The sequence below is a fragment of the Variovorax sp. Sphag1AA genome (assembly GCF_014192575.1).
GTDB lineage: Bacteria > Pseudomonadota > Gammaproteobacteria > Burkholderiales > Burkholderiaceae_C > Variovorax.
This window is the reverse complement of the sequence record NZ_JACHYC010000008.1, coordinates 197689-212500: the sequence shown is the minus strand read 5'-3', so window position 1 is coordinate 212500 and position 14812 is coordinate 197689. Positions and strand designations below refer to the sequence as shown.

General features: G+C 66.7%; 15 protein-coding genes. 12 read left to right on the top strand and 3 right to left on the bottom strand.

Annotation, left to right across the window (positions count from 1 at the left end):
* Nucleotides 1–110: 110 nt before the first annotated feature.
* From FHW64_RS29025 to FHW64_RS29015, 3 genes are all read left to right on the top strand, one after another.
* Nucleotides 111–728 carry an ATP-binding cassette domain-containing protein gene (locus FHW64_RS29025; protein WP_184531802.1) on the top strand — a complete coding sequence of 206 codons (618 nt, stop codon included), beginning with the start codon at nucleotides 111–113 and terminating at the stop codon, nucleotides 726–728.
* Nucleotides 725–1543: an ABC transporter permease gene (locus tag FHW64_RS29020; protein WP_184531800.1), complete on the top strand. Its 819-nt coding sequence runs from the start codon at nucleotides 725–727 to the stop codon at nucleotides 1541–1543. Before FHW64_RS29025 ends, FHW64_RS29020 begins: the two co-directional genes overlap by 4 nt.
* Before the next feature lie 227 nt (nucleotides 1544–1770).
* On the top strand, nucleotides 1771–2160 hold the full coding sequence (locus FHW64_RS29015) for an SMR family transporter (protein WP_184531798.1): 390 nt from the start codon (nucleotides 1771–1773) through the stop codon (nucleotides 2158–2160).
* Between the two features lie 6 nt (nucleotides 2161–2166).
* Here FHW64_RS29015 and FHW64_RS29010 read toward each other — a convergent pair whose 3' ends face one another.
* Nucleotides 2167–2898 (bottom strand): GntR family transcriptional regulator, encoded by a 732-nt coding sequence (locus tag FHW64_RS29010; RefSeq protein ID WP_184531796.1) that lies wholly within the window; start codon nucleotides 2896–2898, stop codon nucleotides 2167–2169.
* A gap of 178 nt (nucleotides 2899–3076) precedes the next feature.
* Between FHW64_RS29010 and FHW64_RS29005 the strand changes: the two genes are divergently transcribed.
* From FHW64_RS29005 to FHW64_RS28980, 6 genes are read left to right on the top strand one after another with little or no spacing between them, the layout of a single operon-like run.
* Entirely contained in the window at nucleotides 3077–4036 is a 960-nt protein-coding gene (locus tag FHW64_RS29005) for a tripartite tricarboxylate transporter substrate binding protein (RefSeq protein ID WP_184531794.1), read from the top strand.
* 28 nt (nucleotides 4037–4064) lie between these two features.
* A complete protein-coding gene (locus tag FHW64_RS29000) occupies nucleotides 4065–5234 on the top strand; it encodes an acyl-CoA dehydrogenase family protein (protein WP_311733393.1) in 1170 nt (389 codons plus the stop codon).
* A gap of 12 nt (nucleotides 5235–5246) precedes the next feature.
* The gene (locus tag FHW64_RS28995) at nucleotides 5247–6434 is read left to right on the top strand and encodes an acyl-CoA dehydrogenase family protein (protein WP_184531790.1); all 1188 of its coding nucleotides are present in this window, start codon (nucleotides 5247–5249) and stop codon (nucleotides 6432–6434) included.
* The gene (locus tag FHW64_RS28990; protein WP_184531788.1) at nucleotides 6431–7555 is read left to right on the top strand and encodes an acyl-CoA dehydrogenase family protein; all 1125 of its coding nucleotides are present in this window, start codon (nucleotides 6431–6433) and stop codon (nucleotides 7553–7555) included. Before FHW64_RS28995 ends, FHW64_RS28990 begins: the two co-directional genes overlap by 4 nt.
* Nucleotides 7552–8340: an enoyl-CoA hydratase/isomerase family protein gene (locus FHW64_RS28985; RefSeq protein ID WP_184531786.1), complete on the top strand. Its 789-nt coding sequence runs from the start codon at nucleotides 7552–7554 to the stop codon at nucleotides 8338–8340. The genes FHW64_RS28990 and FHW64_RS28985 overlap by 4 nt, the downstream gene beginning before the upstream one ends.
* 8 nt (nucleotides 8341–8348) lie before the next feature.
* Nucleotides 8349–9530: a CaiB/BaiF CoA-transferase family protein gene (locus FHW64_RS28980; RefSeq protein ID WP_184531784.1), complete on the top strand. Its 1182-nt coding sequence runs from the start codon at nucleotides 8349–8351 to the stop codon at nucleotides 9528–9530.
* Here FHW64_RS28980 and FHW64_RS28975 read toward each other — a convergent pair.
* Both FHW64_RS28975 and FHW64_RS28970 read right to left on the bottom strand, forming a co-directional pair.
* On the bottom strand, nucleotides 9527–10516 hold the full coding sequence (locus FHW64_RS28975) for a tripartite tricarboxylate transporter substrate binding protein (RefSeq protein ID WP_184531782.1): 990 nt from the start codon (nucleotides 10514–10516) through the stop codon (nucleotides 9527–9529). The two genes, FHW64_RS28980 and FHW64_RS28975, sit on opposite strands and share 4 nt — an antisense overlap.
* Nucleotides 10517–10561: 45 nt before the next feature.
* On the bottom strand, nucleotides 10562–11791 hold the full coding sequence (locus FHW64_RS28970; protein WP_184531780.1) for a CaiB/BaiF CoA-transferase family protein: 1230 nt from the start codon (nucleotides 11789–11791) through the stop codon (nucleotides 10562–10564).
* 163 nt (nucleotides 11792–11954) lie between these two features.
* Between FHW64_RS28970 and FHW64_RS28965 the strand changes: the two genes are divergently transcribed.
* The 3 genes from FHW64_RS28965 to FHW64_RS28955 are packed head-to-tail and all read left to right on the top strand — an operon-like array spanning nucleotide 11955 to nucleotide 14803.
* Nucleotides 11955–13166 (top strand): ABC transporter substrate-binding protein, encoded by a 1212-nt coding sequence (locus FHW64_RS28965; RefSeq protein ID WP_184531778.1) that lies wholly within the window; start codon nucleotides 11955–11957, stop codon nucleotides 13164–13166.
* Nucleotide 13167: 1 nt separating this feature from the next.
* Nucleotides 13168–14016: a MaoC family dehydratase N-terminal domain-containing protein gene (locus tag FHW64_RS28960; protein WP_311733392.1), complete on the top strand. Its 849-nt coding sequence runs from the start codon at nucleotides 13168–13170 to the stop codon at nucleotides 14014–14016.
* A gap of 43 nt (nucleotides 14017–14059) precedes the next feature.
* On the top strand, nucleotides 14060–14803 hold the full coding sequence (locus tag FHW64_RS28955) for an SDR family NAD(P)-dependent oxidoreductase (RefSeq protein WP_184531776.1): 744 nt from the start codon (nucleotides 14060–14062) through the stop codon (nucleotides 14801–14803).
* Nucleotides 14804–14812: the final 9 nt, after the last annotated feature.

Below are 14812 nucleotides of genomic sequence, written 5' to 3'. Positions count from 1 at the left end.
GGTGGTGCGCATCGTGCCACGCCTGTGGGTGAAGTCCAAGCAAGCAAGCCCGGCGTGGCGTTCCGCCCAAGGCCATCGCCACGGTCACGAAAGGCCTGTACAAAGCGCGGATGTCCTCGCCCGCTCCGCGACTTCGCGTACATGACCTTCGTTCCGCATTGGCGGGGCCGTTCGACCTGCACGCGGATGCCGGGGAGTGCGTGGTCCTCATGGGCAAGTCCGGCGCCGGGAAGACCGTGCTGCTGAGGTTGATCGCGGACCTCGATCCGCCTCGGACGGGCACGGTGGAGTTGGACGGTGCGCGCCGCGAACGCCTGAGCGGGCCGGACTGGCGCCGCCGGGTCATCTACCAGCCCGCCGAGCCGGCCTGGTGGTCGCCGGTCGTGCGCCAGCATTTCGGCGGCGCCGATCTCGACAGAGTGGGGGCGATGGTCACCGCGCTGGGGCTGCCGCCCGCCATCCTGGACGCGGAACTCATGCACCTGTCGACAGGGGAGCGCCAGCGCCTGGCAATGGTCAGGTCGCTTTCGCGCGGTCCTTCGGTGCTGTTGCTCGACGAGCCGACCGCGGCGCTCGACCAGGCGTCGACCCTGGCCTACGAAGCCTTGCTGCGCGAAGAGACGGCCAAGGGGACGGCCATCGTCTGGGTGACGCACTCGGAGGAGCAGGCCGCGCGTGTCGGGCATCGCCGTCTCGTCGTGGTCGATCGCAGTCTGCAAAGCCCATGAACGTCATCCATCTGCAATTCACGGACATCGCGCTTGCGGCGACGCTGGTTCTGGCGAATGCCGTCGCCTCGATGGTCTTGCGGTTGAGCGTGCATCGCCAGGTCCTCTGGGCGGCGGTGCGGATGGTGGTGCAGCTGCTGCTCGTCGGCTATGTGCTCAGGCTGGTGTTCCAGTCTCAATCGCCGGGCTTCACGGTGCTCGTGGCCGCGTTGATGATGGCCGCCGCGGCGCGTGAAGTCGCGGTGCGTCCGGAATGGCGCCTGCGCAGGGGCGGCAACTACGGCATCGCGGCGGTCACGGTGTCCGTGTCGAGCGTGGCGACGGTGGTGCTTGCCCTGCTCACCGCGATCCGGCCGGAACCATGGCACGACCCGCGCTATGCCATTCCGCTGCTGGGCATCGTGCTCGGCAGCGTGCTCAATTCCGCCAGCCTGGGGCTCGACAGCTTCTTCGACGGTGTGGCGGTGCGACGGACGGCGATCGAAGCGCAGCTTGCGTTGGGCGAAACCATTCGCGAGGCGCTCAGGGAGCTGGTGCGCACGTCGATCCGGCGCGGCATCATTCCGATCATCAACCAGATGTCGGCGGCGGGCATCATCACCTTGCCGGGGATCATGACCGGGCAGTTGCTCGCCGGCATGGATCCGCTCGAATCGGCCAAGTACCAGATCCTGCTGCTGCTGTTGCTGACGGGCGCCGGCGCCTTGGCCTCGATCGGATCGGTGCTGCTCGCTGCCCGCCTCATCACCGACGACCGCCAGCGCTTGCGCATGGACAGGCTGGTGCATGCAAAAGCGGCCAGGCGCAAGGAATGACGGGAACGTATGCGTGTTCATACGTGCGTAAGATTTGTCGTTCAAGATCGCGGCAGACAGTTCGCAGGCGCTGGTAGAGGGCGCTTCGGCGCTGGTCCAGAGGATCGGTTCCCTCGATGCCTCGAACTGTCCCCACCGCCGCGAACTCGTCGCGGCGCGACATATGATCGGACGCCGCCGAACCCGTTCCATGTGGGACGCCCATCCGGTGCCGCCCTAGCCAATCAATGAAAGTCATCGATTTCCTCTGGATTCTCAGCGGCGTGCTGCTGAACGCAGCCGCACAGTTGCTGCTCAAGTCCGGCGCCAACGCCGCCGGCGAAATCAACATGTCGGCCGGCGCGAGTGCGCTCTGGCGCACTGCCATGGGCCTCGCGATGCATCCCGGCATCATCGGCGGGCTGGCCTGCTATGCCATCAGCGTGGTCGTGTGGATCGTCGCACTGTCGCGCGTGGAAGTGAGCGTCGCCTACCCGATGCTGTCCATCGGCTACGTCGTCAATGCGCTGCTGGCGTGGTGGCTGTTCGGCGAGAGCGTCGGCCTGCAGCGCTGGCTGGGCATCGGCGTGATCATCATCGGCGTGATCCTGGTCGCGCGCAGCGGCCATTCGGCATAGCGCAGCTCAGCGCTTGATCACTGCCTTGTAGCTGAACTGGTCCGCGCGGAAGTACATCTCCGAATAGCACAGCGGCTGGTCCGACACGTCATGCGGCGTGAAGCGGATGCGCAGCAGCGGGGCGCTTTCCGGCACGTCGAGCTGGCGTCCGCGCGCCTTGCCGGCGCGCACCGCGCTGGCCTCGATGTGCGTCGATCGCAGGCGGAAGCCGAGCCTGCCCTCCAGCATCGTCATCATGTCGTTCGCTTCCGCGTCCTCGTCGACCAGCGCCTTGATGAGCGACGGCGGCCCGTAGGTCGTGCCGACCGCGAGCGGCTTGCCGTCGACCAGCCGAAGGATCGCCACCGCTGTGAGCGGCGTGCCCGGCGAGACGCCCAACGCTTCGGCGATCTGCGCACTCGCCGCGACTTGCCGGACTGACAGCGTCCGCCCATGCGCCTCGCGCCCCTGGGCGCGCATGTGTTCGTAGAAGCCGGTCAGGCCGCCGAGGCGCGGCAGCTCGTTCGGTCGCGTGACGAAGCTGCCCTTGCCATTGATCTTCTGGATGAAGCCGCTCGCGTGGAGCGACGAGAGCGCCTGTCGCACCGTGATGCGGCTGACGCCGAACTCGCGCTCGAGTTCGGATTCGGAAGGCAGCTTGTCTCCGGCCACCAGCTTGTTGTCCAGGATGCGCTCGCGCAGCGCCGATTCGACTTGCGCGAAGAGAGGGGGCGGGGCGGACGGGGCTTTGGCTTCCATGGGGGTGCGATGACGGGCGAGGAATTCTGTCGACGCCGAGATCATCGCCGAGTGACCTGTTATGACAGCTTAGGTGAAATCCCTATCACCTGTCATAACAGGTACGGCGCATCATTCGACCGTCCGGGCATCGGCGCAATCGCGGCCGCTGCCTCGCCAACACCACTCCGGAGACACCATGATCAGGTCCATCGTCCCTGCAGTCCTCGCCCTGGCGGCCGCTTTCGTGACCGGTTCCGTCCAGAGCGAGGAGGCATTTCCCACCAAGCCGATCCGCGTCATCGTTCCCTATGCGGCGGGCGGCGTGGTCGATGTGCAGACGCGCGCCGTCACGCAGCGCATGGCGACCGAGCTCGGCCAGCCGATGGTGGTCGAGGCCCGCCCCGGAGCCGCCGGCAACATCGCGGCCGACTTCGTCGCGCATGCACCCGCGGACGGCTACACGCTGCTCGTGTCCGCGCCGTTCCTGATCAACAACCCGCTGATGGAAAGCCACCTGCGCTGGGCGCCGAAGGACTTCGCGCCGGTCGGGCGCTTCACGCTCTCGCCGAGCTACTTCGTCGTGCCCGCCAGTTCGCCCGCGAAGACAGTGAAGGAGTTCGTCGCGATGGCGAAGAAGGCGCCCAAGCCGCTGCAATTCGGCGACGGCGGCTCTGGCAGCACGCAGAACATGGCGAACGAGATGTTCAAGATCGTGGCCGATATCCCGCTGGAGCCCGTGACCTACAAGGGCGCGCCGCCGATGGTGCCGGACCTGATCAACGGTGCCTTCTCGATGGCGATCCTGCCGTCGAGCGTGGCCTATCCGCACATCAAGTCGGGCGCGATCCGCGCGCTTGCCAACATCAACAGCACACGCTCCGCGCAACTGCCGGATGTGCCGACCATTGCCGAAGCAGGCTATCCGGAAGTGACGGCGCTCTCGTGGTACGGCTTCCATGTGCCGGCGGGTACGCCGCCCGAGGTCATCCGGAAGCTCGATGCCGCGCTGCAGAAGGCCACCGCCGCGCCCGAGACGAAAGAACGCCTGGTCAACGCCGGCGGCGAAGAGGCCTACATGAACACGGCTGACTTTGCCGCGTTCATCAAGGCCGATGCGGTTCGTTGGGAAAAAGTCGCCAACGCGATCCGCAAGTGATGCAGCAGACAAGGCAGGAGAAGCGAACGTGAGCGTGGCGCGCAACACCGCTGAATTCAATGCGCTGATCGAGAATCTGCGCGACTTCATCGATACGGAAGTCATTCCCTGCGAGGACTTGCGCCTTGCCGGCGACCGCGAGGCGATGCGCGAACTGACGGGCCGCCTGCGCGATCGAGCGATCGCGCGCGGCCTTGGAGCGCCTCGCACGCCGCGTGAGATGGGCGGGCTCGATCTCTCGTGGGAGGAATGCTGCAGCTTCCTCGAAGAAGCAGGGCGTAGTTTCCTCGGGCCGGCCACCTTGCAATGCGCGCCCCCGGGCCAGCCGGACATCGCCGCGCTCGACAAACTCGCGAGCCCGTCGCAGCGCGAACGCTTTCTCGAGCCGCTCATGCGCGGCGAGCGGCGCTCCTGTTTCGCGATGACCGAGCCCGCTCCTGGCGTGGGCTCCGACCCTCGCATGCTGCGCACCACCGCACGGCGAGATGGCGAAGGCTGGGTGATCGACGGGCACAAGTGGTTCATCACCGGCGCGATGCAAGCGGACTTCGCGATCGTGGTCGCGCGGACCGAGGCGGGCCCGTCGTGGTTCCTCGTCGAGCGGGGAACGCCCGGCTTCGAGCTGGTGCGCGACATTCCGAACATCGAGCCCTTCGACCTTGGCGGCCATGGCGAGTTGCGCTTCACCGAATGCAGAGTGGGATCCGATGCATTGGTCGGCGAGGAAGGGCGTGGTCTCGAGAACGCCCAGTTGCGGCTCGAAGGCGCGCGGCTCTTTCATTGCATGCGCTACATCGGCCTGGCCTCGCGCGCGATGTCGATCGCGCAGGACTACGCGAGCGGACGCGAGTCGCACGGCACGCGGCTCGCGGAGCATCAGATGGTGCAGGCCATGGTGGCCGATGCGCACATCGAGCTCTATGCAGCACGACTGATGACCGTGGATGTTGCGCGACGGCTGGACCGCGGCGAATCGATCCGCCATGAATCCTCGATGGCCAAGGTCTTCGTGTCCGAGGCGGTGAACCGCGTCGCCGATTCGGCAGTGCAGATCGCCGGCGCGCTCGGCATCTCGGAGGACGCGCCGCTCTCGATGATCCTGCGCATGCTGCGCCCCTTCCGCATCTACGACGGTGCGTCCGAGGTTCACCGCTCGGCGATCGCCCGCCGGGCTTTTCATCAGCGCCTGAGGGCCTGAGCCAACAAACCCATGACAGCGACTTCCGACCTTTCAGACTTCCGGCGCCGCGTGCGCGACTTCGTGCAGGAGCACCTTCCACCGGATATTCGCGACAGCGTTCGGCGCGGTCAGCAGTTGTCGCGCGAGCGCACGGTGGCCTGGAACGAAATCCTTGCCAGGCACGGCTACCTTGTGCCGCACTGGCCGCGTGAATGGGGCGGGCAAGGTTGGACGGTGAGCCAGCAGCTCGCGTTCGACGAGGAGATGTGCACGCACGACGCGCCCGAACTCAACTCGGTCACCTTCGACATGATCGGCCCGGTGCTGGTGCGCTATGGCACCGACGCACAGCGCGATCGCTTCCTCCCGGCCATTGCTTCGGGGCGTCAGTGGTGGTGCCAGGGATATTCGGAACCGAACGCGGGCTCCGACCTCGCATCGCTCGCCACGCGTGCGGAGCGCCACGGAGACCGGTATGTGGTCACCGGCTCCAAGATATGGACGTCCTATGCGCAGTACGCGGACTGGATGTTCTGCCTCGTCCGCACCGACACGCAGGCCAAGCCGCAGGAGGGCATCTCGTTCCTTCTCATCGACATGAAGAGCCCTGGCATCACCGTGCGCCCCATCGTCGGCATCCACGGCTGGGTGGTCTTCAACGAAGTGTTTCTCGACGCGGTGGAAGTGCCTGTCGCCAACCTGGTGGGCGAGGAACATCGCGGCTGGGGCATCGCGAAATCGTTGCTGGAGTTCGAACGGCTCAAGCTTGCGCGCGTTGGCGAGAACAAGCGGCGCCGCGCACGGGCGCGTGCGGTCGCAATGGAGCGTCATGTCGATGGTCGGCGCATCGCGGATCACGGCTGGTTCCGCGAGCGTTTCGCGGAACTCGACATGCGCCTCATGGCGCTTGAGGCGAACGCCGCACGTTTCATCGCGCGCTCGCAGGCCGGCGAGCCGATCGGCGCCGAGGTCTCGATGTTGAAGCTGCGCGGCAGCCAGTTGATCCAGCGCTGGGAGGAGCTCACCGTCGATGCGCTCGGCGAGGACGCCCTGCCGCTCGATCCGGCCGCGCTCGATGGCAGCGGCCGTGCGGAAGGACTTGCCGCAATCGCATTGACCGCGTCTTCGAGGCGCTTTCTGTCGCGCGGCTACACGATCGCGGGTGGCTCCAGCGAGATCCAGCACAACATCCTTGCCAAACAGGTGCTTGGCCTATGACCGACATGACCCTCAGCGATGACCAGGGCATGCTGGCCGATAGCGCGCGACGCTACGTCGAGCGCGCCTACGACGCGGCCGTGCGCGAGCGCTCGATGTTGGACGGCCATGGTTGTCTGAAGGAAGTCTGGCAAGCCTTCGCCGGTATGGGATGGCTTGCCATGGCGCTGCCCGAGTCGGCGGATGGCCTCGGGGCTTCGGTGCTCGATCTGTGTCTGGTGGCCGAAGAGCTGGGTCGGGCGCCGGTGAACGAGCCATGGATCGCCGCGAGCGTGTTCGCCGCGCCGCTGCTCGCGGCATGCGCCGACGATGAGCTTCGTCGGGAGTGGCTTCCCGGGCTCATCGACGGCACGCGTCGTATCGCCTTCGTGCCTTGGACGCACGGCACGGTCTTGCGCAAAGAGAACAGCGTGGAGGTGCTCGAAGGCGGCGGCGGCGCACTCGTGATCGGCGGCTCAGGTGCCGATGCGTACATCGTGGAAGCCTCGCCGCAGGAAGGACGGCGGGCGCTGCTGCTGGTTCGCGCGGATCAGGCGGGTGTGACCATCGATGCCTGTGCGCTGTACGACGGGCGTGGTGCCGCCAGGTTGCGCTTCAGCGGCGTTGAAGCCACCTGCTTGCGGTCGGATACGCGCGAAGCCATCGCTGCATGTGTGGAGGTCGTCGTGCAGCAGGCCACCGTGGCGCACTGTGCGGAAACGGTTGGCAGCATGCAGCGTGCCTTCGAAATAACCCTGGAGTACCTGAAGACGAGGCGGCAGTTCGGCGGGAGCATTGCTGCAAACCAGGTGGTGCAGCATCGGCTTGTCGACCTGATGATCGAGATAGAGGAAGCGCGTGCTCTGACGCATGCGGCTGCGCGCTCGCTGGACGACGACGCTGCGACCGATGCGGCACGGCGGCGGATGGTTTCGGGTGCGGCGAGTTGCGTCTCGAGCGCCGCGCGGTTGGTGTGGAAGGAGTGCGTGCAGTTGCACGGCGCCATCGGCATGACGCAAGAGTACGAGCTCGGCCAGTTCGTCCGCCGGCTGGCAGCGGCAGCGACGCTTCATGGCGGTGCGGCTTCGCATCTCGAAGCGCTTGCCGCTCTCTCATTGGACGAAGAAGGAATTCCGGCATGACCGCAGATCAACGGCCCGTGGTCGACATCGAGCGCAACGATGGCGTGCTTCAGCTGCGCATCGATGCGCCCGCGACACGCAATTCACTTTCCACGCCGGGCGTCGTCGAGGGCCTGCTCGCGGGGCTCGACCAACTCGAGAACGATCCCGAATTGCGTTGCGCCATCCTGACCGGCGCAGGCGGCGCGTTCTGCTCGGGCGGTGATCTCCGGCAACTCGCGAGTGCGCCCGAAGCCGACACTCGCCGCAAGATGAGCGCGAACGCGTGGCTCTACAGGCGCATCGCATTGGCCGACAAGCTCGTCATCGCGGCAGTGGATGGGCCGGCCTTTGGTGCGGGGCTCGGGCTCGCGACCTGCTGCGACCTGGTCGTCGCCGGCGCCTCGGCGCGCTTCTGCTGTGCCTTCGTTCGCGTGGGCGCGATGCCCGACGCCGGGTTGTTCTGGTCGCTGCCCGCGCGTGTGGGTGTGCCCATGGCGCGGCGGATGATGCTCTTTGCAGAAGAGCTGGACGGTGCTCAGGCGCGGGCGGCAGGCCTCGCCGACGAGCACGTGACGGAGGGTTCCGCGCTGCCCGCGGCGCATGCGCTTGCGCGCCGACTAGTCGAAGGACCGGGCAGGGCACATGGGCGCATCAAGGCGGGGTTGCGGCAGTCGCCGATGTCGATCGAGCAGGCGTTGGCGTTTCAGCTCGACAACGCGCCGGGTCTGTTCGCGAGCGCGGACTTCCAGGAGGGCGCGGCGGCCTTCTTCGAAAAGCGCAAGCCGGTCTTCACTGGACGATGAGGTCGGGCATGCAAACGCAAGATTCCTTTTCGTCGACCAGTGCGCCGCTCGCGGGCTTGCGCGTGGTCGAGTTCGGTCAATTCATCGCCGCGCCCGCGGCAGCGCAGACGCTGGCCGACCTGGGCGCTGATGTGATCAAGGTCGAACCCGCCGCCGGTGATGCCGCACGCGCAGTGGGCTGGACCCGCGATGCGTTCGGCCCGATGTTCACCGCCTACAACCGGTCGAAGCGCTCGGTGGTGCTTGACCTGCGCTCCGAGGCGGGTCGCGCGCAGGCGCGCAAGCTCGCGGGCAGCGCCGACGTGCTTCTGCAGAACATGCGTCCAGGGAGCATGGAGAAGCTCGGCCTTGGCGCGGCACAGTTGGTCGATGCGTTCCCTCGACTCGTCTACGGGCAGGTCAGTGGCTTCGGGCAGGCCGGGCCCGCAAGCGTGCGGCCGGGTTTCGACATTGCAGCGCAGGCCGAGAGCGGGATGATGAGCCTCAATGGCCCGCGTGACGGCGACCCCACCCGCGTCGGATTCACCGCGGTCGATTCGATGGCCGCTCACGCGCTCGCGACCGGGGTGCTCGCGGCATTGGTGCGGCGTGGCACTACCGGTCGCGGCGGGTTGGTGGATGTCTCGCTGGTCGACGTTGCGATCGAGGCGCTGGGCAATGCATGGGCCGAGTACGGCCTGACTGGTGAACTGCCCATGCGCTGCGGCAACGGGCAGCCGCACACCGCGCCCGCGGCGGACGTGATCGCGACCGCCGACGGGATGGTGGTGGTGTCGGCATACACGCAGGAGCACTTCCCGCGTCTGTGCGCTGCCATCGGGCGCGAGGACATGGCAATCGATCCACGCTTTCGCGAGAACGCCGGGCGTGTGCAGAACCGTGCGGCGTTGCGCGCCGAACTATCGGCAGCGCTGCGGCACCTGTCGTCGGATGCCGTGTCCGAATTGCTCACGCGCGCAGGCGTCGTGGTCGGCGCGATCCGCACGATGGCCGAGGTGAAGCCCGGGCGTGCGGGTGTTTCGGCAGATCTGTTCGTCGACATCGCAGCGCCGGGGCGCGATGCGGTGCGCATCCCGGGCCTGCCTTTGACGATCGATGGCGGTCTGCGACACGGAGCGCGATTGCCGGCTGTCGGAGAGCACACGCGCGAAGTGCTCGCCGAACTTGAAGCGCTGGGTGCGGGCGGCTAGTCGAGCGTGATGCCGGCCTTGCGCGTCACGCCGCGCCAGCGGGAGAGGTCCGCTTCGAGATCGGCACGGAATTCGCTCGGGCTGTTCAGCACCGGCTCAACGCCGCGGACTGTCAGACCCTTGCGGGACTCGGAATCGCTGAAACCCTGCCCGAGCGCGACGTTGAGTTGCTGCGCGATCGCGCTGTCGAGCCGGGGCGGCGCGAGGACGCCGAACCATGTCGTCGGGCTGTACTCGGTAAGACCTGCCTCTTGCATCGTCGGGATGTCCGGTGCGGCCGCGGAGCGCGCTTGCCCGGTGACCGCCAGTGCGCGCAATTGCCCGTTCTGGATGAAAGGCAGGGACGAAGGTAGCGTGTCGAAATAGGCCTGTACCTGGCCGCCGATCAGGTCGGTGATGACCTGCCCGCTTCCCTTGTACGGAATGTGCCGGAGCTGGGTGGCGCCGGTGGTCTGCACGAAGAGCTCTGCCGCCATGTGCGTGATGTTGCCGATACCTGCCGACCCATAAGGCACAGGCTCCTTGCTGGCCTTCACGTAGGTGATGAACTCGCTCACCGATCTGACGGGCAGCTTCGGATTGACCACCAACACTAGCGGCGTGAAGCCGACCATGCTGATCGGCGTGAAGTCCCGCAGCGGGTCGTAAGGAGGCTTCGCCACCAGCACGGGGCTGATGGACTGGCTCGCGGTCACGCCCAGGAGCAGCGTGTAGCCATCCGCCGCAGAGCGGGCCACGTCGGCCGCCGCGATCATGCCGTTGGCGCCCGCCTTGTTTTCCACGACGACGCTGGCACCCAGCGCCTGGCTCATGCGCTGGGCAACGAGCCGGCCGACGAAGTCAGCGCCGCCTGCCGGCGGGAAGCCGATGACGAGGCGAACGGGACGCTCTGGATACGCAGCCGCATGCAGGGGAAGGGCGGCCGCTCCGAGCAGACACGAAAGACCGCCGAGCATGGCACCTCTGCGGGTGATGGAAGGGTTCACGTATGTCTCCTTGATCGAGCATGGTGCCCGCTCTCGCGCGTCGTGTCAGGCGGCTTCGCGGACCGGCGCCCAGGCGAACGAGCCGGGCTTGGCTGCAATCACGGCGCCGGACGCGAGCAGGGCGTCGCGCTGTGCGCCGATGACACCTGCGGCTTCGAGAACTTCGAGCGTGTGTTCACCCAGTTCGGCGGGTGCGAGGGTTCGCACGCCGTCTGTTGCCGCGTGCAGGCGCGGGAACTCCGGCGCCTGGAATTCCAGGCCGCGGAAGCGCAGCGCGCGTGTCTTGCCCGGCTGTTGCGACTGCGGTGCCTCGAGCACGCGCTCGAGCGGCAGCACTTCGGTGCAGCCCACACCCGCTGCCTTGAGCCGCGCGACAACGTCGTCGAACGCGTGCTGCGAGATCGCGCGGCGGACGATGTCCTCGACATGCTCGCGCGCCTTCTTACGCAGCCGAAGTGTGGCGAGCGCGGGGTCGGCAGCCTGCGGAAGACTCATCGCCTCGCAGAACTTGAGCCAGTGCCCGTCGGTGAGCATGAGCAGGTAGATCCAGCGCTCGTCGGCAGTGCGATACGCGCCATAGCCCGGCATGCTGAATTCACCATGCGGCTCGCGCTCGGGCCTTCCGAGCAGTTGCGTCTTGAGCTGCACGCCCACCAGATCGCGCGATGCGACATGCAGGCCGGTTTCGTACAGGCCGATTTCGACATGGCCCTGATCGCTTTCCTGTCGGGGCTGCAGCATCGATGCAAGGATGCCGATCACGGCATAGGCCCCGGCGAACTGATCGTGATAGGAGGGGCCGAGGCGGCTCGGGCGGCCATCGATGCGGTTGGCATCCATCACGCCGGTAGCGGCTTCCGCCACGGGGTTCGATGCGAGGTCGTCTTCCTGCGGGCCGCCGGCGTAGCCGCGGATGTGGCAGTAGATGAGAGCCGGGTTGATCTTTGCGCACGCTTCGCGCGTCACGCCCAGCTTGCGCGCAGCGCGCGGCGCGAGGTTGTGGACCAGCGCATCGGCGCTTGCGAGCAACGCACGCAACGCGGCCTGGCCGTCGGGCTTCGACAGGTCGATGCAGACGCTTTTCTTTCCGTGGCTGTAGGCGATGAACGTGCCGCTCGGGCCGCCGCGCACCAGGCTGCGCGTGGGGTCGCCTGCAGGCGGCTCGACCTTGATTACCTCCGCGCCCAGCTGGGAAAGGATGTGTGTGGCAAAGGGGGCGGCCAGCATCGTGCCGAGTTCGATCACGCGTTTGCCGGTAAGGGGCGGTTGGCTCATGGCTTCGGTTTGACTCCTTGAGAATGCATTCTATAAGTGTGATTCGGATAGGGAAATGGCATTTCCCAAAGGAAAACCCTAAGACATTGGCTTCACGATGAACTTATAGAATGCATTCTTGAGTGGTTCGAAAGCGATTTTTCTTCCAGTTCAGGAGACAACCATGCGTAGAAGGACTTTTCTCTCCACCGGGGTTGCGGCGGCATCGGTGGCGTTGCCCACCTGGGCGCCTGCGCAGCAGGCCTCGCCCGGTATCGATACGGCGACGAAGACGGTGACGGTCGGTGCGTTCACCCCGATCACCGGTCCGGTGCCCTTCTACACAATCCTCACGCACGCGGCGGAGTCCTGCTTCAAGTGGGCCAACGAGACCAACGCCCTCGATGGCTGGAAGATCAACTACGTCACCTACGACGACGGCTACGAGCCCGCACGCAGCGTTGCGGTCACGCGCCGGCTGGTGGAAGAGAACAAGGTCTTCGCGCTCGCCGCGCCAGTAGGCACAGCGCAATCGGTCGCAGTGATTCCCTATGCCAAGGAAGTGGGGCTGCCGATGATCGGCCCCATCGGCGGCGCTACCGCGCTCTTCTCCGAACGGCTCGTCTTCCCGCTTCTGCCTGACTACGGTTGGTCTGCCGCGGCCAACCTGGACTACGCACTCGGCGATCTCAAGGCCGACCGCGTGGCGCTTCTCTGTGAGAACGACGAACTCGGCCGCTCGGCCAAGCGCGGTTTCGACCTCCATATGGAAACCGTGAAGAAGGAAGCGGCCGAGTCCATCCCCTTCGAGGTGCGCAACACCGACTTCACACCGCACGTTCGCCGACTGGCCAACGCGAAGGCAGATGTGGTCATCCTTTTCGGCTCCAACGCCAATCTCGCGGCCGCGTTGAAGGCCGCCGATCGCGTCGGCTACCAGGCCAAGTGGATGGCGCCCTTCTTCACGGCCGACCCGACCACGCGCAAGCTGGCCGGCAATCTCCTCGACGGCACCTATTTCTCCTCGTGGCTGATGCCGGTCACGGCCGACGATGCCGACATCAAGGCCTATCGGGAGCAGGTCGCGAAGTACTTTCCGTCCGATCCCATCGGCGTGTTCGGCCTCAATGGCTGGAGCAACGGTGCGCTGTTTGTGAAGGGCTTCAAGACGCTGCTGGCCAGCGGCAAGCCGCTCACGCGCGCCAGCCTCGTCGACGTGATGGAGACCATGACCGACCAGACCGTGGGCGGCGCGCGCGGCGTGAGCTTCAAGTCCGGCGACCACCGCGGCGCACGGCAGGAAGCCATCATCCAGGCCGCGACGGACGGCAGCTTCAAGATGGTGAGGGACTTCCGGCCGTACCCGGCCGCGGTCTTCGACGCCAAGATCTCGTGAGGTGCGACCGTTGACTGCTTCCTACGAAAGCTGGATCGGCCGCGAAGAAGAGCGCACCGAGCGCATCTCGGTCCACGCCGTCGAAACCATGGCGGCCACGCTCGATCTCGAAAGCAGCCCGCGCCTCGGCGACGCACTCCCACCGGGCTGGCAATGGATGTTCTTCAACCCTGCGGTGCCCCGCCGCGGACTCGGCGTGGATGGTCACCCGCGCCGTGGTGGCTTCCTGCCGCCGATCGAGCTGCCTCGTCGCATGTGGGCAGGCAGCCGCATTCGGTACCTGGCGGATCTGCCTGTGGGCTCGAGCGCGACGAGAAAGAGCCGCATCCAGAAGGTGGAGAACAAGGTCGGCAAGCGCGGTTCGCTGTGGTTCGTCACCGTGCAGCACACCACGCAGTGCGAAGGGGTGGACTGCATCGTCGAAGAGCAGGACATCGTCTATCGCGAGGCAACGCCTCCGGGTGCCGCAACACCTGCGCCGGCGCGGCACGACGACGTGGCGCAATGGGGCCGCGAGATCGTGCTCGATACGACGCTGCTGTTCCGCTACTCGGCCCTGACCTTCAATGGCCACCGCATCCACTACGACCAGGCGTATGCGCGCAATGAGGAAGGCTATCCGGACCTTGTCGTGCACGGCCCGTTGACCGCGACCCTGCTGCAGGGCCTCGCGATGGAACACGGCGGTGGACGCGCGCTCGCGAGCTTCGAGTTCCGCGGCGTCAGCCCGTTGTTCGTCTCGCACCCGTTCCGCGTGGAAGGCCGCGAAGGCGAGGGCGGAACGCTCGTGCTGTGGGCCCGTGGGCCTGCCGGCGAACTCGCCATGTCGGCCAGCGCGTCCTTCCGTTGATACGCGCGGCGATCCAGCAACAACATCATCAGGAGCAAGTGGAATGGCACAACATCTGAGCGGCCCCGCCAGCCTGGAAGGCCAGGTGGCGTTCATCACCGGCGGTGCCGGCGGCATGGGCCGGGCCATCTCGGCCGCATTCAAGGCAGCGGGTGCGCGCGTCATCGCGACGGACCGCGCCGAGAAGGAAGACATCGGCGCCGGCATCGAGTACCGCCGCTACGACGTGACCTCGCGCGCCGACACCGACGAGGTGATCGATAGCGTGATCGCGAAGCACGGCCGCATCGACATCCTCGTCCTCTGCGCAGGGATCATCGCGCGCACACCGCTCGGCGACAGCACCGACGAGGAGTGGGACGCCATCATGCAAGTCAACGTGCGTGGCGTCGTCAATCCGGCGCGAAAGCTCTTCCCGCTGATGTGCGAGCGCGGCTACGGAAAGATCCTCGCGGCCGGTTCGATTGCGGCGAAGAACGGCGGCGTCGCCTCCGGCCCGGCCTACGTCTCCTCGAAGGCCGCAGTGCACGGAATGATGCGCTGGATCGCCAAGGCCGGCGCGCCGCATGGCGTCTACGCCAACACGCTGGCACCCGGACCGGTCGAGACCGCGATGTGGGCCAACGTCACCGGCAGCGCCGCTCCGTCGGCCAATGCCACGGTGCCGCTCGGTCGCTATGGCAACGCGGAAGACATCGCGCAGGCGGCCCTCTTCCTCTGCTCACCCGCTTCCAACTGGATCACCGGCACGTCGCTCGACATCAGCGGCGGCATGTGGATGGACTGACCGCGAGGA

What these genes read in the sequence shown, in the direction of transcription:
- FHW64_RS29025 (WP_184531802.1), top strand. Translation starts at nt 111, where the DNA reads ATGTCCTCGCCCGCTCCGCGACTTCGCGTACATGACCTTCGTTCCGCA.
- FHW64_RS29020 (WP_184531800.1), top strand. Translation starts at nt 725, where the DNA reads ATGAACGTCATCCATCTGCAATTCACGGACATCGCGCTTGCGGCGACG.
- FHW64_RS29015 (WP_184531798.1), top strand. Translation starts at nt 1,771, where the DNA reads ATGAAAGTCATCGATTTCCTCTGGATTCTCAGCGGCGTGCTGCTGAAC.
- FHW64_RS29010 (WP_184531796.1), bottom strand. Translation starts at nt 2,898, where the DNA reads ATGGAAGCCAAAGCCCCGTCCGCCCCGCCCCCTCTCTTCGCGCAAGTC.
- FHW64_RS29005 (WP_184531794.1), top strand. Translation starts at nt 3,077, where the DNA reads ATGATCAGGTCCATCGTCCCTGCAGTCCTCGCCCTGGCGGCCGCTTTC.
- FHW64_RS28995 (WP_184531790.1), top strand. Translation starts at nt 5,247, where the DNA reads ATGACAGCGACTTCCGACCTTTCAGACTTCCGGCGCCGCGTGCGCGAC.
- FHW64_RS28990 (WP_184531788.1), top strand. Translation starts at nt 6,431, where the DNA reads ATGACCGACATGACCCTCAGCGATGACCAGGGCATGCTGGCCGATAGC.
- FHW64_RS28985 (WP_184531786.1), top strand. Translation starts at nt 7,552, where the DNA reads ATGACCGCAGATCAACGGCCCGTGGTCGACATCGAGCGCAACGATGGC.
- FHW64_RS28980 (WP_184531784.1), top strand. Translation starts at nt 8,349, where the DNA reads ATGCAAACGCAAGATTCCTTTTCGTCGACCAGTGCGCCGCTCGCGGGC.
- FHW64_RS28970 (WP_184531780.1), bottom strand. Translation starts at nt 11,791, where the DNA reads ATGAGCCAACCGCCCCTTACCGGCAAACGCGTGATCGAACTCGGCACG.
- FHW64_RS28965 (WP_184531778.1), top strand. Translation starts at nt 11,955, where the DNA reads ATGCGTAGAAGGACTTTTCTCTCCACCGGGGTTGCGGCGGCATCGGTG.
- FHW64_RS28955 (WP_184531776.1), top strand. Translation starts at nt 14,060, where the DNA reads ATGGCACAACATCTGAGCGGCCCCGCCAGCCTGGAAGGCCAGGTGGCG.